19 protein-coding genes and 7 pseudogenes are annotated in these 24,819 nt (G+C 57.7%); 12 read left to right on the top strand and 14 right to left on the bottom strand.

Going from position 1 to position 24,819, the window contains the following annotated elements; translation table 11 throughout:
- Positions 1-403: 403 nt before the first annotated feature.
- Together NQV17_RS27535 and NQV17_RS27540 are read left to right on the top strand one after the other, a co-directional pair.
- The gene (locus tag NQV17_RS27535; RefSeq protein ID WP_257774689.1) at positions 404-856 is read left to right on the top strand and encodes a hypothetical protein; all 453 of its coding nucleotides are present in this window, start codon (positions 404-406) and stop codon (positions 854-856) included.
- The gene (locus NQV17_RS27540; RefSeq protein WP_257774690.1) at positions 843-2,654 is read left to right on the top strand and encodes a UvrD-helicase domain-containing protein; all 1,812 of its coding nucleotides are present in this window, start codon (positions 843-845) and stop codon (positions 2,652-2,654) included. The genes NQV17_RS27535 and NQV17_RS27540 overlap by 14 nt, the downstream gene beginning before the upstream one ends.
- A gap of 366 nt (positions 2,655-3,020) precedes the next feature.
- Here the strand turns inward: NQV17_RS27540 and NQV17_RS27545 are convergent.
- Both NQV17_RS27545 and NQV17_RS27550 read right to left on the bottom strand, forming a co-directional pair.
- Positions 3,021-3,386 (bottom strand): annotated as a pseudogene (locus NQV17_RS27545) (ISKra4 family transposase); the annotation flags it as partial.
- 661 nt (positions 3,387-4,047) lie between these two features.
- Positions 4,048-4,587, bottom strand: coding sequence for a pyridoxamine 5'-phosphate oxidase family protein (locus NQV17_RS27550; RefSeq protein ID WP_257774691.1), 540 nt, complete (start codon positions 4,585-4,587; stop codon positions 4,048-4,050).
- 37 nt (positions 4,588-4,624) lie between these two features.
- Here NQV17_RS27550 and NQV17_RS27555 point away from each other — a divergent pair, with 37 nt between their 5' ends.
- Positions 4,625-6,049 (top strand): PLP-dependent aminotransferase family protein, encoded by a 1,425-nt coding sequence (locus NQV17_RS27555; protein ID WP_257774692.1) that lies wholly within the window; start codon positions 4,625-4,627, stop codon positions 6,047-6,049.
- A gap of 220 nt (positions 6,050-6,269) precedes the next feature.
- The gene (locus tag NQV17_RS27560; RefSeq protein ID WP_257774693.1) at positions 6,270-6,974 is read left to right on the top strand and encodes a glutathione S-transferase N-terminal domain-containing protein; all 705 of its coding nucleotides are present in this window, start codon (positions 6,270-6,272) and stop codon (positions 6,972-6,974) included.
- A gap of 324 nt (positions 6,975-7,298) precedes the next feature.
- Here NQV17_RS27560 and NQV17_RS27565 read toward each other — a convergent pair whose 3' ends face one another.
- Together NQV17_RS27565 and NQV17_RS27570 are read right to left on the bottom strand one after the other, a co-directional pair.
- Positions 7,299-7,655 (bottom strand): ATP-binding protein, encoded by a 357-nt coding sequence (locus tag NQV17_RS27565; protein ID WP_257774694.1) that lies wholly within the window; start codon positions 7,653-7,655, stop codon positions 7,299-7,301.
- Positions 7,656-8,179: 524 nt separating this feature from the next.
- A complete protein-coding gene (locus tag NQV17_RS27570) occupies positions 8,180-9,151 on the bottom strand; it encodes a rhodanese-like domain-containing protein (protein WP_257774695.1) in 972 nt (323 codons plus the stop codon).
- Positions 9,152-9,391: 240 nt separating this feature from the next.
- Between NQV17_RS27570 and NQV17_RS27575 the strand changes: the two genes are divergently transcribed.
- From NQV17_RS27575 to NQV17_RS27590, 3 genes are all read left to right on the top strand, one after another.
- The gene (locus NQV17_RS27575) at positions 9,392-9,565 is read left to right on the top strand and encodes an amino acid ABC transporter substrate-binding protein (RefSeq protein ID WP_257774696.1); all 174 of its coding nucleotides are present in this window, start codon (positions 9,392-9,394) and stop codon (positions 9,563-9,565) included.
- A gap of 509 nt (positions 9,566-10,074) precedes the next feature.
- Positions 10,075-10,614 (top strand): carboxymuconolactone decarboxylase family protein, encoded by a 540-nt coding sequence (locus NQV17_RS27585; RefSeq protein ID WP_257774697.1) that lies wholly within the window; start codon positions 10,075-10,077, stop codon positions 10,612-10,614.
- Positions 10,615-10,938: 324 nt separating this feature from the next.
- On the top strand, positions 10,939-11,301 hold the full coding sequence (locus NQV17_RS27590) for a hypothetical protein (RefSeq protein WP_257774698.1): 363 nt from the start codon (positions 10,939-10,941) through the stop codon (positions 11,299-11,301).
- A 404-nt stretch (positions 11,302-11,705) separates the two neighbouring features.
- Here NQV17_RS27590 and NQV17_RS27595 read toward each other — a convergent pair whose 3' ends face one another.
- The 3 genes from NQV17_RS27595 to gshA all read right to left on the bottom strand — a co-directional run bounded on the left by NQV17_RS27595 (position 11,706) and on the right by gshA (position 14,635).
- The gene (locus tag NQV17_RS27595) at positions 11,706-12,140 is read right to left on the bottom strand and encodes a carboxymuconolactone decarboxylase family protein (protein ID WP_257774699.1); all 435 of its coding nucleotides are present in this window, start codon (positions 12,138-12,140) and stop codon (positions 11,706-11,708) included.
- Positions 12,141-12,318: 178 nt separating this feature from the next.
- Positions 12,319-12,597: a hypothetical protein gene (locus tag NQV17_RS27600; protein ID WP_257774700.1), complete on the bottom strand. Its 279-nt coding sequence runs from the start codon at positions 12,595-12,597 to the stop codon at positions 12,319-12,321.
- Positions 12,598-13,036: 439 nt separating this feature from the next.
- Positions 13,037-14,635, bottom strand: coding sequence for a glutamate--cysteine ligase (gshA, locus tag NQV17_RS27605; protein ID WP_257774701.1), 1,599 nt, complete (start codon positions 14,633-14,635; stop codon positions 13,037-13,039).
- Positions 14,636-15,429: 794 nt separating this feature from the next.
- Between gshA and NQV17_RS27610 the strand changes: the two are divergent.
- The 4 genes and pseudogenes from NQV17_RS27610 to NQV17_RS38105 all read left to right on the top strand — a co-directional run.
- Positions 15,430-16,247, top strand: a pseudogene (locus tag NQV17_RS27610) (IS5 family transposase).
- 1,926 nt (positions 16,248-18,173) lie between these two features.
- A pseudogene (locus tag NQV17_RS27620) lies at positions 18,174-18,531 on the top strand (cupin domain-containing protein).
- Positions 18,532-19,059: 528 nt separating this feature from the next.
- Positions 19,060-19,515: a DUF3788 domain-containing protein gene (locus NQV17_RS27625; RefSeq protein ID WP_257774702.1), complete on the top strand. Its 456-nt coding sequence runs from the start codon at positions 19,060-19,062 to the stop codon at positions 19,513-19,515.
- Between the two features lie 311 nt (positions 19,516-19,826).
- Positions 19,827-19,898, top strand: a pseudogene (locus NQV17_RS38105) (hypothetical protein); the annotation flags it as partial.
- A 136-nt stretch (positions 19,899-20,034) separates the two neighbouring features.
- Here NQV17_RS38105 and NQV17_RS27635 read toward each other — a convergent pair.
- Positions 20,035-20,435 (bottom strand): annotated as a pseudogene (locus tag NQV17_RS27635) (ISKra4 family transposase); the annotation flags it as partial.
- On the bottom strand, positions 20,432-20,668 hold the full coding sequence (locus tag NQV17_RS38110) for a transposase (protein ID WP_374692759.1): 237 nt from the start codon (positions 20,666-20,668) through the stop codon (positions 20,432-20,434). The pseudogene NQV17_RS27635 and the gene NQV17_RS38110, both read right to left, overlap by 4 nt.
- On the opposite strand from NQV17_RS38110, the gene NQV17_RS27640 reads away from it, so the two are divergent.
- Positions 20,606-20,989, top strand: a complete 384-nt coding sequence (locus NQV17_RS27640) for a hypothetical protein (RefSeq protein ID WP_257774703.1) — start codon at positions 20,606-20,608, stop codon at positions 20,987-20,989. The genes NQV17_RS38110 and NQV17_RS27640 overlap by 63 nt on opposite strands.
- Positions 20,990-21,869: 880 nt before the next feature.
- On the opposite strand, the gene NQV17_RS27645 is transcribed toward NQV17_RS27640, so the two are convergent.
- The 5 genes and pseudogenes from NQV17_RS27645 to NQV17_RS27665 all read right to left on the bottom strand — a co-directional run bounded on the left by NQV17_RS27645 (position 21,870) and on the right by NQV17_RS27665 (position 24,539).
- Complete coding sequence (locus tag NQV17_RS27645; protein WP_257774792.1) at positions 21,870-22,022, bottom strand: hypothetical protein; 153 nt, start codon at positions 22,020-22,022, stop codon at positions 21,870-21,872.
- A gap of 37 nt (positions 22,023-22,059) precedes the next feature.
- A pseudogene (locus tag NQV17_RS37965) lies at positions 22,060-22,314 on the bottom strand (FRG domain-containing protein); the annotation flags it as partial.
- A gap of 278 nt (positions 22,315-22,592) precedes the next feature.
- Positions 22,593-23,021 (bottom strand): hypothetical protein, encoded by a 429-nt coding sequence (locus NQV17_RS27655; protein WP_257774704.1) that lies wholly within the window; start codon positions 23,019-23,021, stop codon positions 22,593-22,595.
- A 103-nt stretch (positions 23,022-23,124) separates the two neighbouring features.
- Positions 23,125-24,264 (bottom strand): annotated as a pseudogene (locus NQV17_RS27660) (YhcG family protein).
- A complete protein-coding gene (locus NQV17_RS27665; protein WP_257774705.1) occupies positions 24,261-24,539 on the bottom strand; it encodes an HU family DNA-binding protein in 279 nt (92 codons plus the stop codon). Before NQV17_RS27665 ends, NQV17_RS27660 begins: the two are co-directional and overlap by 4 nt.
- Positions 24,540-24,819 lie beyond the last annotated feature (280 nt).

Below are 24,819 nucleotides of genomic sequence, written 5' to 3' on the forward strand. Positions count from 1 at the left end.
CTGTCGATGGACTATTATCGCCGCCGGCGACGACCCGTACACCACCCGGTTCTATCGCCAGCGAGTGGCTACATTTAAGGCACCTCGCGTATCGTCTGCCTTGGAGGAATTCTCTACCGACGAGACGTTGGTTTTCGCGGGCGACGGACAAAGCGATTTGACGCAACGGAAGATTAATCCCCCTGATAAGGGGAAGCCAAAGCGTTACCGGGAAGAATTCCGGACACTATTTTGCGCGGGGCTGCTCGGTAGCGGCGGACTAGTCGCTGAAATTCCAGCGGTCGCATCTGGGTTCCCGGTCACCTGCTGACGCCAGGAGGAACTCAAACCTGACCCTTACCTGTCGCTTGAAGCACCGCGCGTATGTAGCATTGACGCCTCCCGGGAGGAGAATGTTTCGGATATGACGAAACTCTACCGCGGCTTCGGAAAACGGACTTTCGCCGCGTGCAACAAACGGGATGGTGATAACGAGGCGAAAATCAAAGCCGAAATTAAATTCCTTCTAATGCACGAAGAGAAATTAGTAGAGAAGCTGGTGATCAAGAGTACAACCCAAGTGGCACTAGAGCGTTTCGCCAAGCAGATTGACTGGCCGCCTCACATCCTGACGAACTATCCGGACTCAACTGCGAAGTTGGTGGACGCAGCTGGCGAGAATTTTTCGTGCTGCGAAGGACCTGGCGAAACCGCAGACGTCCTCGTGCGGTCTAATGAAGCCGAGATGCCCGCACGGATCAAGGAAGCCACGATCTCGCTCGAGGATGCGTGGCCTCCTCATCTACCGCAATCCGACAATTCGGCGCCGGCGGACGGCAATGTTCATCCGGAGGTCAATGTCAATGAACCTAACTAAAGACCAACAGCGCGTCATGAACGCCTCAGGCCATCTGCTGGTCACCGGTGGACCGGGCTCAGGCAAGACAACTGTTTCGATCCTCAAAGCGATAAAGATCGCCGGAAGCGAACTGGCGACAGGGCAGAAGATCCTGTTTATCAGTTTTTCGCGGGCTGCCGTCTCGCGCGTCGAAGAAGCCATCGAGCGTGAAAAAAAGATACAGCCAGAACAGAAGTGTCGCATCGACTTCGAGACGTACCATTCATTCTTTTGGCGCATCCTGAAGTCTCACGGGTATCTCATCGGTCTACCAAGACGAATTGAAATTCTCACTCCACCGATAGAAGCTGTCGCGCTCGAGGCCACCCGTGCGAAGTTTCCTGTGAGGAGGCTGACAGATGCGCATAAGGAAGCAAAGGGCCTCGCCGAAGAGATGGAACGCAATCGGCTCGCGATGAATGAGGGACGAATCTGCTTCGACCTGTTCGCAACATTTGCTGGTGACATCCTGTATGGCAGCGACCGCGTGTCTCGCCTCCTCTCTGACATGTATCCTGTCGTCATCCTCGACGAATTCCAGGATACGAACAATGCCCAGTGGCGCGTGGCGCAGGCGTTAGGCAAGTACTCCCGGCTGATCGCACTCGCCGATCCCGGACAGCGAATTTATGAGTCGATCGGCGCAGACCCCGCCCGCCTTAAGCAGTTCCGGACCGTCTTTAAACCGGTTGAAGTCGACCTGGGGACCGATAATCATCGAAGCTCCGGCACGGAAATCGGTAAATATGGTAACGATCTGTTCACGGGGAAACTTCGCCAGCAAACCTACGAAGGGGTCGGGGTCCAGTACTTCGAGCCGGACGTAGATTCTGCGATGACGATGCTCGTGATGACCACTTACGCAGCGCTACAACGCCTCGTCAAACCAGGCACTAAGGATTGGTCGGTCGCCATTCTGGTTCCAACGAAAAAGATGGCGAGGCTAGTTTCTGATGCACTGCGCCGGCCACCGGTTCGCATGCCAGAGATCTCACACATTTCGGTAGTCGAGGCTGAGGCGGATGCTCTTTCGTCTGACATCATCGCACTGCTGATGCAGCCCGCATCCGGTCGCCAGCACTTCGCACAGCTTATCGATCTACTTCTGGACTATTACCTTGGAAAAGGCGGCGACGAGCCGACGCAGCGAGCGTGGAACGAAGCCGCCAGCTTACGAAAGGCATATGCGGAACTACTCGTCGCCCAGGTAAACGGCAAGACGGTTCGCAAGAACAGCATCATCGTCAACGTTCTCGCCGTGTATGAGCGGGTTTGTGCGTTGCAACTCACGGGCGACCCCGACGCCGACTGGTGCGCGGTCAAACATGTGTTAGAGGTCGGAGCCTCCAAGCACCTGAGGGAAGTGGCCGTAGACGCACGGACCATTCGTATTCTCGACGTTGGTACTCTGTTGCGTCAAGAACTGTCACAAGACTGGCGAGACAATGGGGCATACCGGAACGCTCTGGAAGTTACGAGACAAGCATTCATTCAGCAGAATTTCTCAACATTCGAAAAACCCGAGTCTGGGGTTATCGTCATGAACATGCACAAGGTCAAAGGCAAGCAGTTCGACGAAGTGATCATCTTCGAAGGATGGCCGGTTAAACGCAAGGGGCTACCGCCTTTCAATGACGACAGAATCGTGCGCTCCAATTCGCCCGAGAACATCAATGACGAGGCTCGTAACTCGCTCCGGGTCAGTGTCACGCGAGCTAAGCGCAAAGTAACCATTCTAACGCCACGAAGCGATCCTAGCGTCCTTCTGGTCAACTAAGTTGCATAATTCTGCAGACATGGGTAGGAATGCTCGTGGGCCAATCAAATTATCGCGGTCACTGGTCCGCGAAGCCCCTCCCCCCGACCGGAGGGAGTACATCCCACACTAATTCGTGCGCGAAAAATCGGATTCTTATGGCCGTGACTCTCATCCACCAGGATCCATAGTGTAGGCGTCGATAATTTTGTCAATACCCTGATCTAGCAACCACAGGGAGCGTTAAAAGCCGTAGGGTAGAGATTCACAGGATCATCGGATGTCGTTGAGGCAGACGGCGACGTCGATAGGTGTCGCTTCCGGACGTTGTTTGAATATTTCGAGTCTCTCAGTCATGTCGCCATTTAGTACAGCGCATCGGACCTATGCAAGCGGATAGACTTCGATTGTCAGTCAACACATTTGTTGACGCTCGCATATGCGCCGATTCAGCATCTGATTGACGGCGGACTCCACTGTTGACGTGGAGGTGGACTAGCCTTGACGACGTCGTTCTCCGTAATTGATAGTTGACCCTCCGTTCGCTTCAACGTACGTCACAAACTCTCGAGTCCGCTAGTCACACTGTGCGAGGCTTTCCACAACGACCGGCGTTTCAGCGGCGATCTTCCTACTAGATGGTCAGAATCCCCTGCATCCGGCTCTTTGCTTTCTCAGGCCAGGCGTGACAGACACACCAATGCGGGCGATCGACACACGTCGAGCGGCCTTTTCGGGTTCGGTCGCTGCGCCCCTTCCTCGGCACCCGCATAAGCACGCGTTACCGTACGTGTATAAGATTCGGTCTCGCCACCGAAGTTACGGGGTAGCCACTCCGCAAGGCCGTCTTCAAAGTGGACGTCCGCGAATCAACCGGCAATGACCGTTCATTCCGTCAATGAGTTCGCGCTTGTGGGAGCGCGGTGCCGACATCCATCGCCTTCGTTACTACTCTCTACATATTCTCGACGGGCAAGGATGGGAGATCGAAACGCATCAAAATCGATTAAGCGCTGAACCGCGTTCCACGCGTACACCGCCTAAGATGCTATTTAAACGACCATCCTCTATGCTCGTCACACACATGGCTCCCCCCTCGCGTGCGCAACCCACCTGCCAACCGGCCGTGACACGTCCAGTCTACAACCCGACATGCACCCGTGATAATTGATAAATGCTCCCATAATATAGTCGACCGGAATACTCGGGTCACGCTAGCTAAACGTCGGCGGCGGAAAATGCCATGACAACTCCATCGATATGGCAGGCGACGAGGTCGGCGGCGCAAATTCGCGCACGACTTCAAACCTCGTCTTGACTCTCGGGGTAAGTCCTCAAAAACACTATCGATCGATCCCAGTCAATCGTCGGACGGCCGACAGCAGTCATCCGGAGAGCTTTCGCCGACAGGTCACTACGGTGCGATTCCATCCCATTTCAGAATCCTGTCTATCGCCATATTCGCTTCGCATAGCGCGTCTTCCGAAGCCGCGCGTCCGAAGCAATAGGCGGGCGACAGCACAGCCAACGCCGCACTCACGTCGATACGGACAACATGGTTCACTGGATGGTCTGCGCCGTTCTTCCGCCAATCCCACTCGCTGACGTCGGTCCAGCCAGGTTCGCGGGTGTGCAAGACACGGGCGGGCCTGTTGGACCGATAACCACGCCGGCGAAAAAGATCACCGACGTTGATCGAAACCGTGGGATTGCGTAGGAAATGCTCGCTGGTCTGGGGCGAGGCGATATATGCGAAAAATGCCGGGTCGCTACGCAGGAGAAGCGACTCCTTCAGCGAAACATTCGGCGTCCCATCGTCGTTCACCGTCGCGATGAGCGAAAGGACCGCACATTGAATGACATCGCGTATGCCGTCGGCGAGAATAGGCCTCGTAAGCTGTGAAGTTGCAGCGGGAGCGTGCCGCCGAATCCTATACCATGAATTCGACGGCATATCGACTACATCAAACGATCGTCTAATTGACCGAGCCATGATTCACGCGCAAACGACCAAGCTTTCCCCACTCGACGCGGCTTCCACGGACCCCTTGCACCGGCAGTTATACGCCCGGTTTCGTGGCGCCATTGCGGACGGTCTTCTGGCTCCGGGCGACCGCATCCCGTCGGTCCGCGCGCTGGCCAAAGAGCTGGGTTTGTCCCGAGGAACCATTGAGACGGCCTATTTGACATTGGTAGCCGAGGGATACTTTCAGACTCGTGGCCAGGCGGGCACTTTCGTCGCGCCAGACTTGAAGCTGCAAGTACCGGCACATGTCGCTTCAGACGAGCCGCCCGTTTATCCCGCCGGTATGGTCAACATGCGGCCCGTGTCGATACTGCCCCTACAGATGGGGCTACCGGCTCTGGACGCGTTCCCCCGAAAGATCTGGGCTCGGTTGGGCGCACGATGCATACGGGCCACCCGGATTCCCGAGATGGTCTATCCACCCGCACATGGCCTGCAGCCTTTGCGGACTGCTATCGCCACCTACCTTCAGGTAGCGCGCGGGATTAGCTGTTCCCCATCACAAGTATTCGTCACTTCCGGATATCGCAACACGCTTGAGTTGATCGTCCACACGCTCCTCGAAGCGGGGGACCAGGTATGGGTCGAAGACCCCTGCTATCCACCCACTCGACTCCTACTGCAACACGCGCGTATTGCGGTCACACCGGTTCCAGTGGATGAAGACGGATTGGTCGTCGCGTACGGCATTAAAACCGCGCCGCGCGCGCGTGCGGCTGTCGTTACGCCGGCGCACCAAAGTCCTCTTTGCATGTCGCTCTCGCTGCCGCGGCGACATGCACTGCTTGATTGGGCGTCGCAAAACCGTGCGTGGATTGTCGAGGACGATTACGACGGCGAATACAGATATGTAAGCCGCCCTCTACCCGCTCTCAAGAGTCTCGATCGCGACGGACGCGTGCTCTATGCAGGCTCATTCAGCAAGGTCCTGTTTCCCGGCCTTCGACTCGCTTACCTCGTGGTACCTGAAGCACTGGTTGACCAGTTCGAACAGATCAGCCAGATTTTCTCGGGTGGAGGGCCCGAACTCACGCAGGCGATAGTGACCGGATTTATGGCGGAAGGTCATTTTGCCCGTCATATCCAACGCATGCGAAAGCTATACAAGGAGCGCAGGGAAGCTACGGCAAGAGGACTGGAGCAAGCTTTGGGAGCCCACATTCGGATCGACCCGCAGCCAGGAGGCATGCATCTGGTATTGCGCATGCAGGGAGGCGGCTCGGATCGCTTGCTCGCCGAGCGCATAGCCAGTCACGATATATATGCTCAGGCGCTGACCAGCTGGAGCATCAGTAAGATGGTGGAACCGGCCCTGCTGGTCGGCTTCACGAATATCGACTCCGAAAGCACGGCCGAGAGAATCGGAAGGCGCATCCTGAAGCTCATCTGAGCGCGCTGCCGATTCGACCCTGAGGAATTTGCCAGCTCTATGGCCTATAAAAACAGCCAACTTATGGCCCTTTGTTACAGGTTCATCGTGCCGCAAGATGACCACTCCGTAACCGCTAACCGGTCAGAAGACCCACGATGAGCGGTGATGCCACCTGCGACGAGGCCGCGCTGCAAGGCGAGTCATTGTCAAATCACCACTGATCCTTGGAGAACCACACATGAACGATCTTTCGGCATTCCCGATCACGCAAAAATGGCGTCCACACCACCCAGACCGCATCCAACTCTACTCGCTGCCCACACCGAACGGCGTCAAGGTATCGATCATGCTCGAGGAAACTGGACTGCCGTACGAACCACATCTTGTCCGATTCGATACTGATGATCAGATGTCGCCGGAATTTCTCTCGCTTAATCCGAACAATAAGATCCCGGCCATCCTAGATCCGAATGGTCCCAACGGCAGGCCGCTCGCTCTGTTCGAGTCGGGCGCGATCCTCATCTATCTAGCCGACAAGAGTGGGAAGTTCATTCCAAAAGACACGGCTGGCCGCTACGAAACGATCCAATGGCTAATGTTCCAGATGGGCGGCATCGGCCCGATGTTTGGCCAGGTCGGATTCTTTAACAAGTTCGCCGGGAAGGACTATGAGGACAAGCGCCCGCGCGACCGTTACGTAGCCGAGTCGCGCCGCTTACTCAATGTGCTCAACGGGCGCCTAGCCGAACGCGCCTGGATCCTGGGCGACGAGTATACGATCGCGGACATGGCCACCTTCCCGTGGGTGCGCAATTTGGCGGGTTTTTACGAGGCGGGTGATCTCGTCGGCATCGAGGATTTTCCGCACGTCATGCGCGCGTTCAAGGCGTTCCTCGAGCGTCCAGCCGTTGTGAAGGGTCTTGATATTCCACGCCGCACGTAGAACGCTCGTCCGATTCAGGTTGCGCAATGAACGTCAGACCGGGAAACCGGTCAACCTCTTTGGCAAGGCAGGCCATCGTTCTGTGCCGTCACTAGCGCGACTTGGTCCGTGCGCGCGGGGCGTCACATGCGTGCTCCAAGCATGGCAGCAATGATGATCGGGGCCGATAGCGATCGGGCGCGATTCAACGACGGGCGCGTGGCATTGGCTCGAGGCGCGAAGACACCGCGAGCCGGCATGACCATACCCAGGCAACGGACGACGTGATCGAGGAGCAAAGATCGGAGGTACATCGACGGAAGTCGATCATTTGTTGCGATGACGTCAATGTCGACACGAACGGGATTCTGAAGCGCGGTTCCGATACGCTAACCCCGGCGCCGCACCGATTACCGTCCGCTTGAAAAATGGAATACCGAGATGATTCGGTTGCAACGATGTGACGACTAACACTGCAAGACGACCGACAATCATCGAGTCACGATATGGGTACGCGTAGATTCTCAGTGTACGGAGGTCGCGGTTGTCGAGAAATGCCCCGGTGCATTCGCCGAGGTGCTGATTCGATGTGAGGATCGCCGCGGTAGGTTCGTATCGCGCATCGACGAGATCTGTGAAGTGCGCACCCCATGGGCTGTGCAGGGGCTTGAGCACGAAATCCGCAACGATCAGCAGAGGCACTTCAGTTGATTTCCGAAATCCGCGTCCGTAGGTTTGGCTATGCGTTCTCGAATACATGGTCGATATCCGGCGCGGAAGTCAACGACCAAAGTGGCGACACTTCTGTCCCTGTCATGTAAACGAACGCGAGAATCCAGGATATTTTGCATGCCATGTCGATACCGAACACCGGCAGTGCTCTCTTCAACTGTCGCAAAAGCCATGGTCACTATAAAATCACGCCGGCGTTCTCGGTCGGCCCGTCGTAGACTACAGGATCGCACGCAACACGAAGTATCAGCAGGTTGCTAACACGCCAAACTACGCCGTCCGAGCGTATGGATCTCGATCTCGCGGCATGTGGACGCATGGGTCCAGCATTGATTGGACTGGACTGGTCAAGCAGCCATTGTGGCGATCAGAACCCTCGCTCAGTCATCGACGCGGACGCAGGTCATGGCGAAGCTGGCGCTGTGGAATACGTTGACGGTTTGAACGCAGCGTTCTCATCCCCAGAAAGTTCGATTAATCCCAGCCGCGACTTCTTATGTCGCTGCGTCAAGAACCAGCGGCTCGACGCCGAAACCAGCCGCTCGCCACGCATCGAGTCCGCCAGCGAGCGGAAACACATCCGTGTAACCTTCAGTTTTCATTTGCTCCGCAACTAGCGCCGAGCTCACTTCATTCGGACAACCACAATAGACGACGAACGTCCGTTTCCGGTCCAGTCCGTCGAGCGCTTCTCTCGACGCTTCGTGATCAAGCACGATGGCGCCGGGAATCCGGACGGGATCCGTCCGTCGCTGCACTTCATTACGTGCATCGATTATGCAAGGTGGCGGATTTACTGATAGGAGCGCATCAAGCCGCGCGGCGTCGACTCGAGGCATGCTCAAACGACGCAGCAAGGCTGCGCGGTGTCGCCATCGTACACCCACATAAATAACTAGAAGTATCGCGACGATGATGGCTGCCCCGCCGCCAAACCAGTCCAGAACATTGCGAATCGTGTCCACCGCATCGACAAACAACGCCCCGAGGGCTACCCCGACGGTCGCCCACAACGCGGCCCCGACAGAATCGTAAAAAACGAAACTAATGACGGCCGCGCCGGTCGCACCGGCAATGGGTATAGCGAGGGTCGATAGACCCGGAATGAATTTTGATACCGTCAGGACACGAACGCCGAATTTGTCGAACAGGGCCGCACTCCGGCTCACACAGGTGTCCCGTGAGAGGGACAAGCTACAGAGGAACCCGAGGACTCGGCTCCCGTAGCGCCGTCCCAGCATGAACCATAGCAAGTCACCAAACAAGGCAGACGCTACTGCGACGAGAACCACGTTGAACAGCGACAGTCTCATCGCCCAAATGTTGCCGCCCGCGCCCGCAGACGCGGTGATTGCTCCCGTGAGGATAAGTGTCGGCATCGCGGGAACCGGGAGGCCGAGCGACACGAGCAATACGTTCAGAAAAACGATCTGAAAACCGTATTCGACGATCAAGTCTCGAAGCATGGATTCAACTCAAGGAAAAAGACACGTGATTTGCCAGCGCGGTTTCGACCGTATCGCCTCGAACACCTGATCCTGCCTTACCTCAGCGCTGGCCAGCCGAACTCGACGGCTTCAACTTGACCATCCAGGACGACCTTTCGTACGTCCAAATGGACCAGGCCGAGAACCGCGCTCTGTTCGAACTGACTGACGCGTGGTATTTTTTATAATAGCCAACCAACCGTTCTCCGACCAGAACGGGTGTTTCCCCACCCCGGCACGGCGATCGCCGCGTACGACCGGTTTGTTCCTTGCTCGACGAGCTTCGAGCTCAATGTCGCAAGCTACCGTCACCGCAAGGCCGGCAACAAAGTGAATCCGCGGCATCAATTTTATGATGACAACCCCGCCGCCCATTTAGCAACAGTCGCCTGACGACGGAAACGTTACGCGGTAACGCGACCTGCCCGCTGAAGTGTCGCCCGCTGGTACTCAACTTCCCGTCGCCAATGGACTAAAGAAGCGGGCGATGACCACCGAGGCTGCGGCCGAGTCGATCGTGTATCAATCCACGGCGGCGTTCCCGCAGGTGTTTTCCGAAAGGATGAGGATGACACCGGGGCAATCGCACCGCCTGACGCGCGTGGGACGATAATGGCGGAAAATTGGCGCTTCAGCTTCGGTGTGCCGCATCGACGAGGCACTCGACGCGCGCGCGAAGCGGCCACTCTTTCGAGCAAGGGCCCCTCGACCCACACGCCTATGGCTGCGGCGCCGGATTCCAGTCTCGACGAGGCGAATCGCGCCGTGTCGCGATTAGAGGGACAAAACCTCACTCCCGCATTGATCCTTTCGAGCATTTTATTGAGCAGATTCAGTCTCGCAGTTGGTATCGGGCAGACCTAAAGTGGAGGCTCCTAACCAACTGATGAAGGAGTTACAACATGGGCCGTATCACTATTCCCGCCATCGAATCCGCCACCGGCGCCACGGCTGATATCTACGCGAAGGTCAAGAAGATTGCCGGTGGTCGCGTCCCGAACACGTACGCCGCGTTGGGCTATCTCGTACCGGTGCCTTTGGCTGCGGTGCTCGACGTTCAACGCACGTTGGCCTCAGGCAGCCTGAGCCAGCGAGACCTCCAAACGATCAAGCTGTTGGTCAGTGCGAAGACGGGTTGCGACGTTTGTGTGGCCGCCCACAGCTATGTGGGCAAGATGGCCGGCCTGTCGGTCGATGCGCTTCGCGCCATTCGAACGGGGCAAGCCACGGGTGACGCTAAGCGTGACGCGTTGGTGCGCTTCGTGTCCCATCTCCAGGCCACGAGCGGCACGATCAGCCAGGACGAGTTCGCGGCCATCCGTGCGGCCGGCTACTCTGACACCCAGTTGGCTGAGATCTCGTTGACCATCGCACTCTCCATCTTCACCAATACCTTCAATCGTATCAACGGCACCGATGTCGACTTTCCGCCCGTAGAGTAAGCCCCGTCGCCAGGCGAGCATCGCAGCACATGTTCAGGTTTCGCCCGACAAGTCATGGATAGAATGCGCGCCGACATCAGAGATATCGACTTATGACCGCGCAAGCTTTTGAATTTGACGGACCACGTGGCTATCGACTCGCGGGCACATTGGAACTACCGGATTGGCCGACGCAGCTCACTGCTTCACGTGCGGCAAGCACAGTCTGTCTGCAACTCGCTCGGCGCGCGCCCTCGCGGCTCGCGGTATTGGCGTGCTCCGCTCTGACTTCGCCGGACCGGGTCATAGCGAAGAAACTTCGCCGACGCGACTTTCGCCTCAGACGTGGATGATCTGGTCGCGGCCGGCAACGCGATGACCGGAGACGGAAGACCGCCATCCATTCTTGTCGACCATAGCCTGGGCGGCGCTGCGGTGTTGATGGCGGCGTGCGAGATGTCAGGCATTGGCGTCGTGGTCACGCTGGGTGCTCCCTTTGATACCAGCCATGTTCTGCATCAGTTTTACCCGGAAAGCCTTCAAACCATTGAAGCGCAGGGGCAAGCGGAGGTGCTTCTGTCAGGCAGGCCGTTCGTTATGCGAAAAAGTTTTGTCGACGACTTGGCGCGTCACGACTTGGGGTCTCAGATCGCGCAGTTGCGAATCCCATTGCTGGTCCTGCATTCATCCGTGGTGGATCGGGCTTAGCCAGCACGCCATGGATATCGGCGTTCTTGATGTGAGGGAAGCACTAGAGGGGCAGAAGGCGCCGTTCGACTGTCAGGGGGTGGGAGCGTGATGCGCTCTGTTTGATACCCTCAAATGGACGACTCGGGGGTGTGCGGAATATACGCGGCCCCTGCCGCATGCTGGAAAACTTCCGCATGACGAACTACACGACGCCAGCCTCGCTATGGTCTCGGTCGACGTTCTCGGTAAAAGCATGCCTTCAGGTTTTATGGGGCATGCGCATACAACGTTTGCCGGTCGACGGGAAGCTCGTGATGGTATGCGAATCATTGGAACGCGGTCTCGCTCGCCTTAAACGTCGAGTCGACGTCCTGCGGACAAAATATGCCGAAGCAGATCTTCCAGGGGATAAGCAACAATCGTTATTGCCACGTTCCGATCGCCAGTCGGTTGAATGCGTCCATTAACGCAATGGCGAAACAAAGGTCCGAAATTTCGACATCGCCGAAGTACGCCTTGAGCCACTCGTAGTCGTCGTTGGGTGCTCGCGGTCTGTCGACCCGCGTCAACGCTTCCGTCCAGGCCAGCGCCGCACGCTCACGTTCGGTGAAGTGCTCACTCACATGCCATTCCAAGACCGCGTCCAGCTTCGCATCTGGCACGCCACCGGCGTGCAGAGCCTCTTCATGCATTTCCATGCAGTAGGCGCAGCCGTTGATCTGCGATGTTCTCAGCCAGACTAACTCAATCAGTTGTTCGCCAAGACGGCTCTTCCCTACGGCAACTTTTACCGCGCCGAGCCAATGGTACGCTTCCGGGGATAAGGTTTGATAAGGCAAACCTTTCGGGCTACTCAAAAGAAATCTCCAGTTAAAAGGAACACTGCTACCGCGAAGTCCCATTCGTTACGTGCGCGACCTACAGCAGTTGGAGGAAATACGTCCCTGTGCTCAAGAGGCCCGAACGGAAATAGAAGCATTGCGTAATCGCATTGTCCAGACCGGCGTCAAAGGCGAAGCTCGCACCACCTTGCCTTTACGAGTCTTCGTGCCAGGTCTTAGTCAGCTTCACACCAACGCCGTGGCTCCAAGCGTCGGAAGCTGTTACCAAGTCATCAACATTGAAGAAACGCCAGCGCCGAAGGCCTTCCTGATGGCGATAAGCCGCCAGTGCCTCGCTCTGATCGTCTTTCCATCCGACCAGTGGGCGATATCCCTGTTCGATCTGACGACGCATTCGTGCGGCGAATGTGGTGGCGTCGATCACGTGCGGGCGTAGTTCACGTATGACGTCAAAACTGGTCTGATAGTCCAAATCGCTATCGATATGACTCGACCGAAAGATACTCATTTGTATCCGTGTCCTCTACCGTAAGGACAGTAATTTTGGACAATCATTGCCTATTCGACAGAGACAAGAACCAGATAGATCAGTATTGCATTCCTGAAGTGTCAGCAAAACCGGAATCCGAGCCATGAGCAGAATACGCCGATCTACCTACCGTTGTATCGCCAAAGCGAGGCGATTGCTGCCGACAAGCCCCAACCAGGGGAACGCCTACCGTCCGTACGCAGCCTGACCAGCGACCTAAATCCGACGCGCGGCACGGTCGAGATGGCCTACGAGATGCCGTCCCCAGATAGGGCAGACGCTTCAGTACTCTGCTGGTGCCGGTGGGCTGCGTCTTGCGTGCGCCTTCATTATCACCATCGAGGTCGCCATTGCCGAGGGACTACCGATCCTATCGCAACGCTTATTGCGACGCCGCAGCGACGAATGCATCGAACGCCCCGCTTTCCTCGCGTTCGAATTTCGCCTGCTCGTCGATTGAATCTTGCGCGAGCGTATCGAGTTGCCTCACGGTCGCAGCATCGAGCGGACGCGATAGGAAATACGCCGCATGTCGTTCGCTCTGTGCAAGCCCGAACTTCAGGAAGCTCTGACCTTTGTCGCGCATCGTCTGCAGTACGCGTGAAGACGGTGTGAGCGACGGATCTTCGAATTTCGCGCGCTGCGCTGCGACAGCACGTGCATGCGCATCGTCGCCGCGCAGCGCATCGAGCGCGGCGGCCGTGCGTTCGATCATGGCGAAGAGCTCGTCGGCCCAGTCTCGCATCGGCACGCTGAGGCCTTTGCGCGTAAGGCTAAGACCCGGACGGCGGCCCTCCTTCGTCACGACCGAGAAGTTCTCGTTCGCTTCCGTATTGTCAGGCGCTGACAACAAAGGACTCTCGTCGAGCGCGCACGCGAGCAGGTATGCGTCGAGAAAACGCGCGGTGTCGAGCGCGATGCCGGTCGGCTCGAACGGATCGATGTCGAGGCAGCGTACTTCGATGTACTGCACGCCGCGCGACGCGAGCGCATGCAGCGGCCGCTCGCCCGAATACGTGACGCGCTTCGGCCGAATCGTCGAGTAGAACTCGTTCTCGATCTGCAGCACGTTCGTGTTGATCTGGATCCGCTCGCCGTCGCAATGCGTGCCAATCGCCTCGTACGGCGGATAGGGCTCGCTCATGGCCTTCGACACCGCGTCGAGATAGCCCTGCAGCGTGTTGTAGTCGACTTGCAGCGCGACCTGCGCGGTCGTGTTCGAGTAACCGAGATCGCTCATCCGCAGGCTCGTCGCGTACGGCCGGTACAGCGTATCGGCATCGAAGGTGTCGAGCCCGTGCGGCCGGCCGCGCAGGAATTTCGTGTCGAGCGCGGGCGACGCACCAAACAGGTACATCAGCAGCCAGCTCGTGCGTCGGAAGTTGCGGATCTGCGCGAGATAGCGCTCCGACTGGTAGTCGACGAGCGTCGCGGTCGAGCCCTCTTCCGCGTGCAGCCGCCGCCACACTTCCTCGTGCAGCGAGTAGTTGTAGTGGATGCCGGCGATGCACTGCATCGTGCGGCCGTAGCGCACCGCAAGACCGACACGGTACACGTACTTGAGCCGCCCGATATTCGACGTGCCGTACTGTGCGATTGGAATGCAATCGTCGGAGTCAGGCAAGAGGCCCGGCATCGACAGGCTCCACAGAATTTCCTCCTGACGATCGAGGATCGCGTACACGTAACGATGCAGCTCGTCGAGATGTTCGAGCGTCGTTGTCACCTCGTGCTCCGCGGGTGTGATGATTTCGAGCAGTGCTTCGGAATAGTCGGTTGTCAGCGACGGATGCGTAAGCGCCGAGCCGAGCGCGGACGGATGTGCGGAAAGCGCGAGGCGACCGTCGCGCATCACGCGCAGGCTTTCTTTCTCGATGCCGCGCAGACTGCGCGTCAGCGCGTCGCATTGCGGGCCCGCGGCCAAAACAGCAAGGCGCCGCTCGAGAACATCGTTCGTGTGGTGTGAGGTCATGCGTGGCATTCAGATAGGCTTCGTTCGGGAGGTTGGCACCCGGTTGGTGATGGACGCGATCACGCGTTTCTAAACGCGCCACGCCTGGCCAAAGGCGTTCCACTCGTTTATCACGTTGGCGATGATACTGCCATCCAGACGCCGTAACGGCATGCTGCGACTCAGCGGCGTTGTTGAGCCCGCGCTTGATAAGCGGGACCTGCGCCTCAATGCGACCGCGCGCACGATAGCCATATTTGTTCCAGAGTACATGCTGTCCTTTCTCTTTCGAACGTGAGCTGGTCGGGCCAACGGGCTTACTCCGAGTCATCGACCGCATGGCATTTAGGTGAAGTCGTCGGTACGACCCACTGGGAATTGGAGGTTCATTACGTTCGATCCGGCAATACACCGACTCGGCGACGTGCCGATTGATCAGCGATAGGTGGCACTACGTCGGTCGCTTGCGTTGCGTGTCGCATTTCCGCCACCCTCTTAGAGTTCGGTTCAAAAAATCCGGAGGGAGCATTTTTGTCAGGGAGACTCCTGACACCCTTTTCCAACGGTTCTTTCAGTGCGGAAAAGAGCCACTCGGTTGGATCGACAGGCGGTGGCACTTCGTCAAGCATGCCAATCGGCATCCCGGCTGCGTGATCGATCTGTGTGTCCACATTTTCACACTCCTGATTGTTTGAATGATTGATGACGCCAATACGAAAGGCTGCGTTGTAAAATCCGGCGCTCAGTCAAAAAAACCTTGACGCGGATGTCAGCTTTCTCGTCGAGCTGTTCACCGAGGGCACCTGACCAACGCAAGCCCAAGGATGGAAGCGCCAGTCATTGATGACGATTTGAGGACGCTGATCGAACCATTACTGCCGCGACCGAAACCTTTGGGGAAGAGTGATCCAGGTCGCCCGCGCGGATCGGATCGCGCGACGCTCAACGGCATCCTGTTCGTAATGAAAACAGGACTACGTTGGAACCACTTGTCGAGACGATTGGGATTCGGCTCAGGAGCAACGCGTTGGCAGTGACTGCGCGACCGGCAGGCCGTCAGCGTATGGGACCGACTGCGCGACCAACTGTTGGCTCTGCACCGCGAAGCAGGCCAGGCCGACTTCTCGTATTCTGTCGTCGACTCTTCATCGCTACGAGCCGTTAGGGCGGGCGAAAAACCGGTCCGAATCGGACGGATCGTGCACGCCCCGGTTCGAAGCACCACATCCCCATATACCCCAGCGGCGTGCCGATCAGGGCGATCCTGATCTGCGAAAATGCACACAACGTCACGCAACTGTCGCCGCTCGTCGATGCGATTCCACCGATTGGCGGCGTGCGTGGTCGTCCGCCTCGACGGCCCAAGATTCTCGATGTCGATCGCGGCTACGATTCGGATTTCCACCGTCAGCAATTGCGCCAGCGGGGTATCCAACCGACGATCGCGAAGCACCGCAGCGGACACGGTAGTGGTCTGGGTAGATTTCGCTGGATCGTCGAACGAACTCACTCCTGGCTCCACAACTTTCGTCCTCTTCGTATTCGCTTCGAGCGTCGTGCGGACATACGCGAAGCGGTCTTGAAACTCGGCCGCTCTCGCGTCTGCCGGTACATCTTCAGACGCGCAGAGGAGGATTTTTGAACCGGCACCTCAAGCAGATAACGCGTTTGCGCGGCCATGTGGAAGACGCGGTTATTGATCCCCGACCCGAGAAGACAAGCCAGTTCCACAAGAGTGCCTCAAAATCCGCTCCGGTTGACATCCCCGTAGACGCTGCCAGCCACCTCGGTGCATATCGAGCGATCTGGTTAACATCGAGAGACTCGTTGGCCTCGAAATACCCAATCACTTAATCGGGGTGGTCAGAGGTTTGTCGTCGGTATCCACAACGATCACCGGAAGCAACTTCGCGGGCTTCGTTTTGCTTGCGTTCCAGCTCACTTAATGCAGCGAACCGGGTTCCTCGAAGAAGCTTTCCCCGGCGCGATAGAAGCGCTTCGCCTCGTCGTTCACCCGTGACTCGATTGCGCCCGATACAACATAGGTATAAATGAAGCCCTATATTGCATGCGTATGGGGCAACGCTCTTCCGAGGGCAAAGCCAACGACCACAGTGGTCAGCGGCTTGTCAGAAACACTCTGAATAACATGATCGAAGTTCGGCGTCACGGTTGCTCCGTTGCCTGCGCATTACAAGACAACGCACTGGTCTACGCGAGAACTGTCCAGATCTTGCTGATGACAGAACGGATATTCATGGGTCGGTCCTCCTTCCGCTATCCGTATTGTCGATCTCTGTTGGGTCACGATAAAGAACCAAGAACGAAAATTTGTTATGTACCATGAAGTAATGAGCAAGCCACCGGAAATCCGTATGTGGTCAACTGCGGACGCCCCAGAGTCGTTGTACCGAGCAAACAGATCGGTCTTTCAGGGATATATGGTGCGAAGCCGTGCGGCCCGTTGTCGAGAGTCCGCGCCAATGAGATGGGGACGGATGAGCCAGGCGAGATTTCGCTTTGAGACGATGGGCTCGACATCGCGCGATGATCGCGGCGCGCGTGTATCTGTTCAGGTCGGATCTTCGGACCAAGAAGTCCGCACGTGACTCGCATCGCTTCCTTTCCAGTTTGGCAGCCAACCCTGCTGAGGAGTGGCTTCGCGGCTTCTGACCCTACAGTGCACGCTACCGCCGCCGCAACACCAGTGAGAACGAACGCTCAGGCGTTTCGAGATTGACACGCCCCGCGATCGCGCTGACGCTGATCGGCGCGTCGATAACGCCCCCGCGCCCGTACTAAGACCAATCTCTCACCGGCCTTCAAAACCGGGGGTTCCAAACAGGCGCTAAGGCGTAACCCGAAATACGGACCAGCCTTTTGGCCTCCACAGTTACGATCGACAATTCGAGCGAGCCGAAATTCTTCGTGGGTTCTTGAGGATCCCGACACCCAGACGCTATTACTCCTCATAGTCTGCCGTGGCGCACGCGACCATCGACAGGGCGACATTCGCCACTTAATCCTTCTTGTCGTGGCCACGTCTCCCGTGTCCCGGCTGCTCATCGCCGATTACTCCCCGCGGCATGAGATCGCCGGTCTGCTAATGAATTTATCCTACATCTTCACGACCGCCCCGGATCAGCGCCTTCTTCCACCTCGACAGGCGCGGGCGGCCGATCGACGACACGTGTTTCCGTCGGCAGAGAAGCGACAATAAGCGGAGCGTCCGAAAGTCGATCGTAGGTCACTCACACAGCGCCAGGCGACGGCTAATTGCGTCACAAGGCCCCCGTGGACGGAAGCCGCGATCTTCGCGCGAACACGTCGAGTTCGCTCGATCCGGAAATTGCGTTCCGGATCTGTTCGGACAAAAATGTCTTCGCCGATCGGGTTCGATTTTCGACGGCGCAAACGCGCGAACTATGGTACGTAGAAAATTTTCATTCTTGAACCTTTCTTTTGGGCCAGCCGGAACCCACAATATAAGCGCCTGCTGGAGGAACTTGCTCACGAACTTTCGACTGCTCATTGCCGCCGCGTTCACGCCGTTGCGTTCACCGCCGCGCTGCCGGCCGCAGCGCACGACTCTGTTGAGACGATCTTGCCCAACTTCGATCGCGCCATTCCCAACATTCCCGGCAAGTCGTTGACGGCTTTAGTTGTTGACTACGCCCCAGGCGGAGCGTCACTAGCGGACAAGCAGGCAAAGTCGGCCTTCATCTATGCGTATGTCGTATCCGGGGCTATCGAGTTGCAAGTGAACGACGAACCGATGCGGGTCTATCGCGCCGGAGAAAGCTTCTTCGAGGAACCCGGTTCGCTGCATCGAGTGAGTCGGAACGCGAGCAAAACCAAGCCCGCGGAACTACTCGCGGTATTCGTGGTGGATACCGACGCCCCCCCTGACCACCCCAATTAAGTGACCTAAGCTTCAAGGAGGTAAGTGACTACGCAAGCGTCTCGACCGGAATGGGTACGCTTCGGCGGGTGGGAAGATCATCAGCGCGTCTACGCCATGCGGAGTGGCCTCCCGTCAATACTCGTCGACGCGGTCGATGCAGTGCTGGCGTTGCGTCGTCAGGACGGCAACGCGGGCTACAGTCCGCTGACGCTAACCGCTCAAAGCAACGCCCTCACGAGTTCTTTTATCGAATGCCCCAAAAGGCCTTGTGACACCAGGGATGCTGAGCGATCGCCCGAACGCGGCAAGATCAGTCTCACTGTCGCTTATTCGCTATATTGACGTCGCGCCCACTGCCGCCTCCGATTAGAGCGATTGGCCTGACCGAAGCGTGGATAGATGAACTTTCGATACCGCCAATGCAGCCTGCAGAGGATATGAGAACGGCTTGCGAGGCATTTAGATAGCCAGGGAGAAGCTCGTGAAAGATCGTCGGCAAGGAGAGCACCTGCACCACCAGAATCATTCCACCCACGAAGAGGAAAGCAACATGACACAGTCCCCCCAGATTGGCGACAGAATTACGGACAAAGCAGCACCGCCCGATGAGCGCACCGTTCGCGACTGGATCGGGCCGCAAGCATTCCGGCACTGGGCCGCGCTGCAGCGCTGGATCGAGGCATCCTACCCTGGTGTTTTCGCGCCCGATTGGCTCTATGGTGGTAAGAAACGTGGTTGGTCACTGCGCTACAAGAAGACCAAGGCGTTTTGCACCTTGCTGCCGGAATACAGGCGGTTTTCGGTTCTGGTGGTCTTGGGGCGCGCCGAGCGAGAGAAGTTTGAGGAGCGTCGTTATTCCTGGAGTCCACAGTTGGTAAAGCTCTACGATGAAGCCCGACCATACCCCGACGGGAAATGGTTGACTTTCGCGATCTCATCCGCAGATGATCGCCTTGAGTTGACGGAGCTTGTGAGTATGAAGCGCCCTCCGCTTTCGTGCGATTGATTGTCGCGAAAGTCCTAAAACCCGCGATACACTTGTCGGCCTGGATCACAGGGACGTTACGTGGCCGCTCCACCCTAGCCGTCGTCCGGTAGTTACCAAGGAAGGTCTGCAAAAGCCCCGGATGTAATCGTGTAGTGAACTGTCTTGGGAAGACATGGGTGGGCGAGGATCCAACTGAATCTTGAGCTGAAGCTGTCGACGAAACGCACACACAAGCGTGAATTTCTGGATGAGATGAGCAGCGTCCTGCCATGGTCAAGCGTTGAACGCTGATCGAGCCCTAGTAGCCGAAGGTCAAGACGGGAAGGCCGCCATTTCCAGCCGAGACAATGCTGCGCATCCACGTCCTTCGGGAATGGTTTGGACTGCCAGACCGGCGATGAAGGAAGCGTTGTATGCCGGTGTCCGTCAATCGCGGGTTTGCCCGGCCGGATTTAGGCAGGACGCGACTACCGGATGAAAGTACGATCCGGCGGTTCGGTCATCGGCGGGAGTTCAGCGGTCTAGCTGAAGAGATTCGGGAGCGTTAAAAACCGGGGGCGTTGTAACTCCGATGCCGACCCGAACTGCTCAAGGAACTCGGCGGCATCGCGTGACAATGGTTTCTCGGCTGGCTCGTATCTCGCAAGTCTTTGAACAAGGTCACCGTTGATCACGGTACATCGGGCTTGAGCGAGTAGATGAGGCCCGATTGGAGACCAGCGCATTTGTTGACGCTTGCAGATGCGCTGATCGAGCACCTGATTGACTGCAGACTCGGTCGTGGCGGTCGAGACAGGTTTGCCATGACGATGTCGTGCGCCATAGTTCATCGTTGATCCGCCATTCACTTCAACATATTGAACAAGCTCGCGAGTTCGGTTGTCGAGCTGCGCCAGAGTTTCTAGAACTCCCGGCGTTTCAGGCACGATTGACCTTACCCCGCCGAGTACACCATTCGTAAGTTAGTGGACTTGCCAATTCTCGGTTGACGCAATTGCCGGAATTGGTCCGGCGCCAGGTGCCCCAGGGCACTATGCGGACGCACCGAGTTGTAGTCCAAGCGCCACGCTTCGATTCGCCTGCGTGCATCGTCGAGACTGACGAACGCATGCTGATCCAAGCACTCTTCCCGCAGTCGGCCGTTGAAGCTCTCGATGTGAGCGTTCTCCACCGGTTTGACGGGCCGGATGAACTGCAGTTTTACGCCGTGCTCGTGCGCTCAAGCGTCGAGCGCCTTGCTGACGAACTCCGGGCCGGTATCCACCTGAATCAGGTTGGGGCACCGTCCTCGTCGCCGCAACTGTTCAAGCACCCACGCCACGCGGACACCCGTCAGCGAGAAGTCGACCTCGATGTGCGGACACTCCCGGTTCCACTTGCGATGATGGTCAACATTCGAATGCGTCGGCCATGCACCGGCGCGTTGGCAACAAAGTCTATCGCCCAGCTTTCGTCGGCGCCATTGGGTGTCGGCATGACCACGCGCAAATGACTCGGACGCTTCTTTCTCCGTTTCAGGCGAAGCGATAGACCTTCTGCACCATACAGCCGCTGAAGTTCGTAGATACTGCTAATGGTGTCCGTTCGTTCGCTAATCGTGTCCAATGATTCCGCTAATGCGGGGCGACGAACGTAAAGCTGAGGAAGTCCGCAGCGGCCGATCGCTGGCGACGTATTTCATCGACGAGTCCTGAATTCCAAACGATGGTGTTGGAGCGCGACATGGGCGTGCACCACGGCTCAATGTCGCCAACCTTCCGGTCCTGGAAAACAGGTATTAAAGTCGCGCCCCCTTCCTTTGGAGGAGAGGTATATTGTCGCGCACGCACCCAAATTGTTGATCATCCGATACGTGCACGCCCGGCTCTCGTCACGAGTGACTTTCCTCATTACGCCGCTCGTGAGCCACATCCGGCATCGCAAGCTCTCGAAGGCGCATTAGCAAAATCTTCGCACATACACCCCCTCATTGCTGCATCAGCACAACGCTTGCGGATACGAACAGAACGTGGCTCTCGGCCTTTGCAGCCGGCGCTTTCACGAGTTTTCCCATTAGCAGTATCTCTGGTCACTGTTAGCAGAAACTTCGAACACCAACAGCTGTGCTCAATTGCTTCGCATTCCTCTAGCACGCCGTCCGTCGCGGGCCACTGGATCGCATCAATATGGATGTTATAGGTCCACGTAAAGTCGAGTGCCGAGCGCGCGTCGATCCCCACTCCAATGTGACGCGCGAAGGACCGACCAGCAGCCAATAACGCATTCTGCAGTTTCCCGTCCAGGCCCTCGGTCAATATCTCGGCCAGCCGCCGCGCCGCAAACTGCGCGCTTTCGTCCTGAAACGCAGCCAGCGCACTGGCCAAATTTCTCGTTCAGAGCAGCCGCGGATGCGCCGAACAGAAGCGCTGCCAGTCGGAATCTGTCGATACTACCAGCACGGCCGTGTCGTGCTCGGCGGCCCAATGCTCCAGCGCCAGCAGCGCCACTGCGTCGGGGAACTCGTGCGATCGCGAGCCAGTCGGCATTCGTCAGCTCCACGGTCGATTCGACGTGAGGCACGGCACGCCGCTTGAACTCGTCGAGCATGCGTTGCTCGGTGCCGGGCCGAAGCCGCAACTGGTACGGTGCGCGTCCAATGGAGGGCAGGAGCCGCCACGACTCGACTTCCTGACCGCGAAACAACGGGAAATCGAGACCCATCACGGGGACGCTGGCAAGCCACATGTCGACGTGTTGTAGAAAGCTCACGAGGTCCGCCGCTTCCCCGACACATTGGGCATCGCGGAGATTGGGATCGAGACTGGATGAGGTGCTCATCGGTAAGTCCTTTGTTCTTGGGTCAGGGTACCGTCATCCTGATGCCCCTTCATTCCACTAGATCCCGCCACGGAATAGAACCACTTCGACAAAGAGCATCGCGGTGCCTTTGACGATACAACTATACACGCCGTGACGCGCTTCCTAGAGTTTCTACGTAGAAACTGTCGACGACGAAGTCCACATACGGATCACGCATTGGGTGCGTCAACTCGCAGATTTATCCGTGCACATCGACCGCCGGCGTATTCGCCACGACCGGCAGAAAACGTTCAGCATCAGTCCGATTCGATCGGCAAGTTAGGGGAAGGCGTGCCAACATGCTGCACCTGCTCCAGCGCTTCAAGATAGCGATGGACCGGCACCGCAGCAAGCTGCTTATCATGAACACGAAGCAACGCTTCGAGTGCAGTCCGTTCCGCGTCTGTAAAAGTCCACTTGCCACCCCGCTCTGCCCGCGCAATGCATTGGTTGAGTGCGAAGTCCGCGGAGCGATACAGTTCCGCTTCGCCGTCGGAACGCAAATCGAACGCGACCGCGAGCATATTGGACAGCGTGGCGATCGACTCAATATCACCACTGCCGCCGCAAAGCAGTGCAAGTGCAAGGTGGTGTTTGAGAGAAAGACGACGGACCTGGTCAACCGGAAGAGGTAGTAGTTGCGCCTTCGCCAGTGGCCGTCGGCGCTCGGTTGAGTGTTTTCGCATAGCTTGATTGCCGTGCCAGCAACGTCAAATTTTACCGGGCGACCGCTTCATCGTATTCGCCCATCCGCGCGTGTTTAAGCACCTCGGAACCTCGGACGGGAAGTCACGCCTTGCGGCCCCGGCGCTCCAGTTCGATCCTGGTACGTTCCAATTCTCGCGCGAACGTGGCCTCATCCGGGAGGACCGTCTGATACTCCGCTGCGAGTATCTTGTTCGGTAAGTTGTCGAGTGCGTAATGCGCCTCGGCCGCGCCTTTTTCAGCACACACAATCAAGCCAACCGGAGGGTTTTCGCCGGGCTTCATCCAATGTTCACGCGCGTAGTTGAGGTAGAGATGCATCTGCCCCGCGTCAGCATAGCTGAAGGGCCCGACCTTCAAATCGATAATGAGCAGGCATCGCAAGCGCCGGCGAAAAAAACACGAGATCGACTCGAAACCAAGCGTCATCGATCCGTAAACGCCGCTGCCGACCTATGAACGCAAAGTCATCACCGAGCTCGAGGAGAAAGTCCGCCAAGTGCTGGATCAAAGCCGCTTCGAGATCCGACTCCGAATATTCGTCCTTCATGTCAAGAAATTCGAGGACAAACGGATTGCGGATCGCTTCCTCAGGCGAGAGAAGATCGCCGGGTTGCGCTACAGCCGCCTTTCCGAGCAAGGACGCCTTGTTGCGTGGCAGCACCAGCCGCTCATAGAGCTGACTACTGATCTGACGGTCAAGCTGCCGCACAGACCAGCCCTCACGCAACGCTTCAGCCTCGTAAAAGTCGCGAGCAGCTTGCGCTTTCACCGCGAGGAGGCGAACGTAGGCGGACCAGGGCAACGGAAAAGCCTGAGCGATAGAATTTAGCTCAAACGCCACGCCCGGCGGCGCCTTCACCGCCGCCTTGGTTGATTTTGCAGACGCTGTCGCGACAATCCGGGCGTGCGTGGATTGTGCAGACAGTGTCTGCACAATCCGATCCGCAGGCCACGTCAAGTAAAGGCGCGCATCTGTGCGAGATTGCGCCATCCGAAGCCGCGACCGAATCGCTCTGACAGATCGGCGCCCAAACGGCGGATCACCGCCTCGCCATACGCGGCCCGTCCCTCCCCGCCCTGCTCGAACTCGACGATTCGTCGCCCGATCTCCCAATATGTCGCCGTCATCAGGGCGTTCACCGTGCGCGCCGACGCGACTACATCAGCAATTTCACGGTGCAGTCCCGCATAAGCGGCCTGCCCGACCTCGCGCTGCGTCACAGTGCGTTCACCACGTCTTTGAACGCCTTGCCGGCGGTGAACTTCACAGTATTCGCGGCCGGGATGGCAATCTCCGCGCCCGTCGTCGGATTACGTCCCGTGCGGGCAGCGCGCTGCCCCTGCGAAAACGCGCCGAAACCGATCAGCTGTACCGATTCGCCGCGACTCACCGCGTCCGTGATCGCGTCCAGGACCGCCTCGACGGTTTTGCTCGCGTCGGTTTTGCTGACGCCCGCGCCCGCTGCGACCGCGTCAATGAGTTCCTGCTTGTTCATGAACCGCCTCGGCAACAAAGTCAAAGCTGCACCCTACCTCATCCCACTGCACACACGCAAATCGCTGGCCTCCGCCCCACCACTGCCTGCGGCGGGCAGCCCACCAATGAACTCCGGCTTACACCTGTCGCAGCCACGCTCGCCAAGAGCAATCGCGAACGTTTTCCGCCCGGCCAGCGCTCACACAATTCTCGGGCCGGTGCGGGTGCTATCACTGGCGTGCGATGAAGAGAAAGTAGCGGCGCTGGGGAAGTAAAAGCAACCGCGCTTATGCTATTCC

It is taken from the genome of Burkholderia sp. SCN-KJ (assembly GCF_024656005.1).
Lineage (GTDB): Bacteria > Pseudomonadota > Gammaproteobacteria > Burkholderiales > Burkholderiaceae > Burkholderia.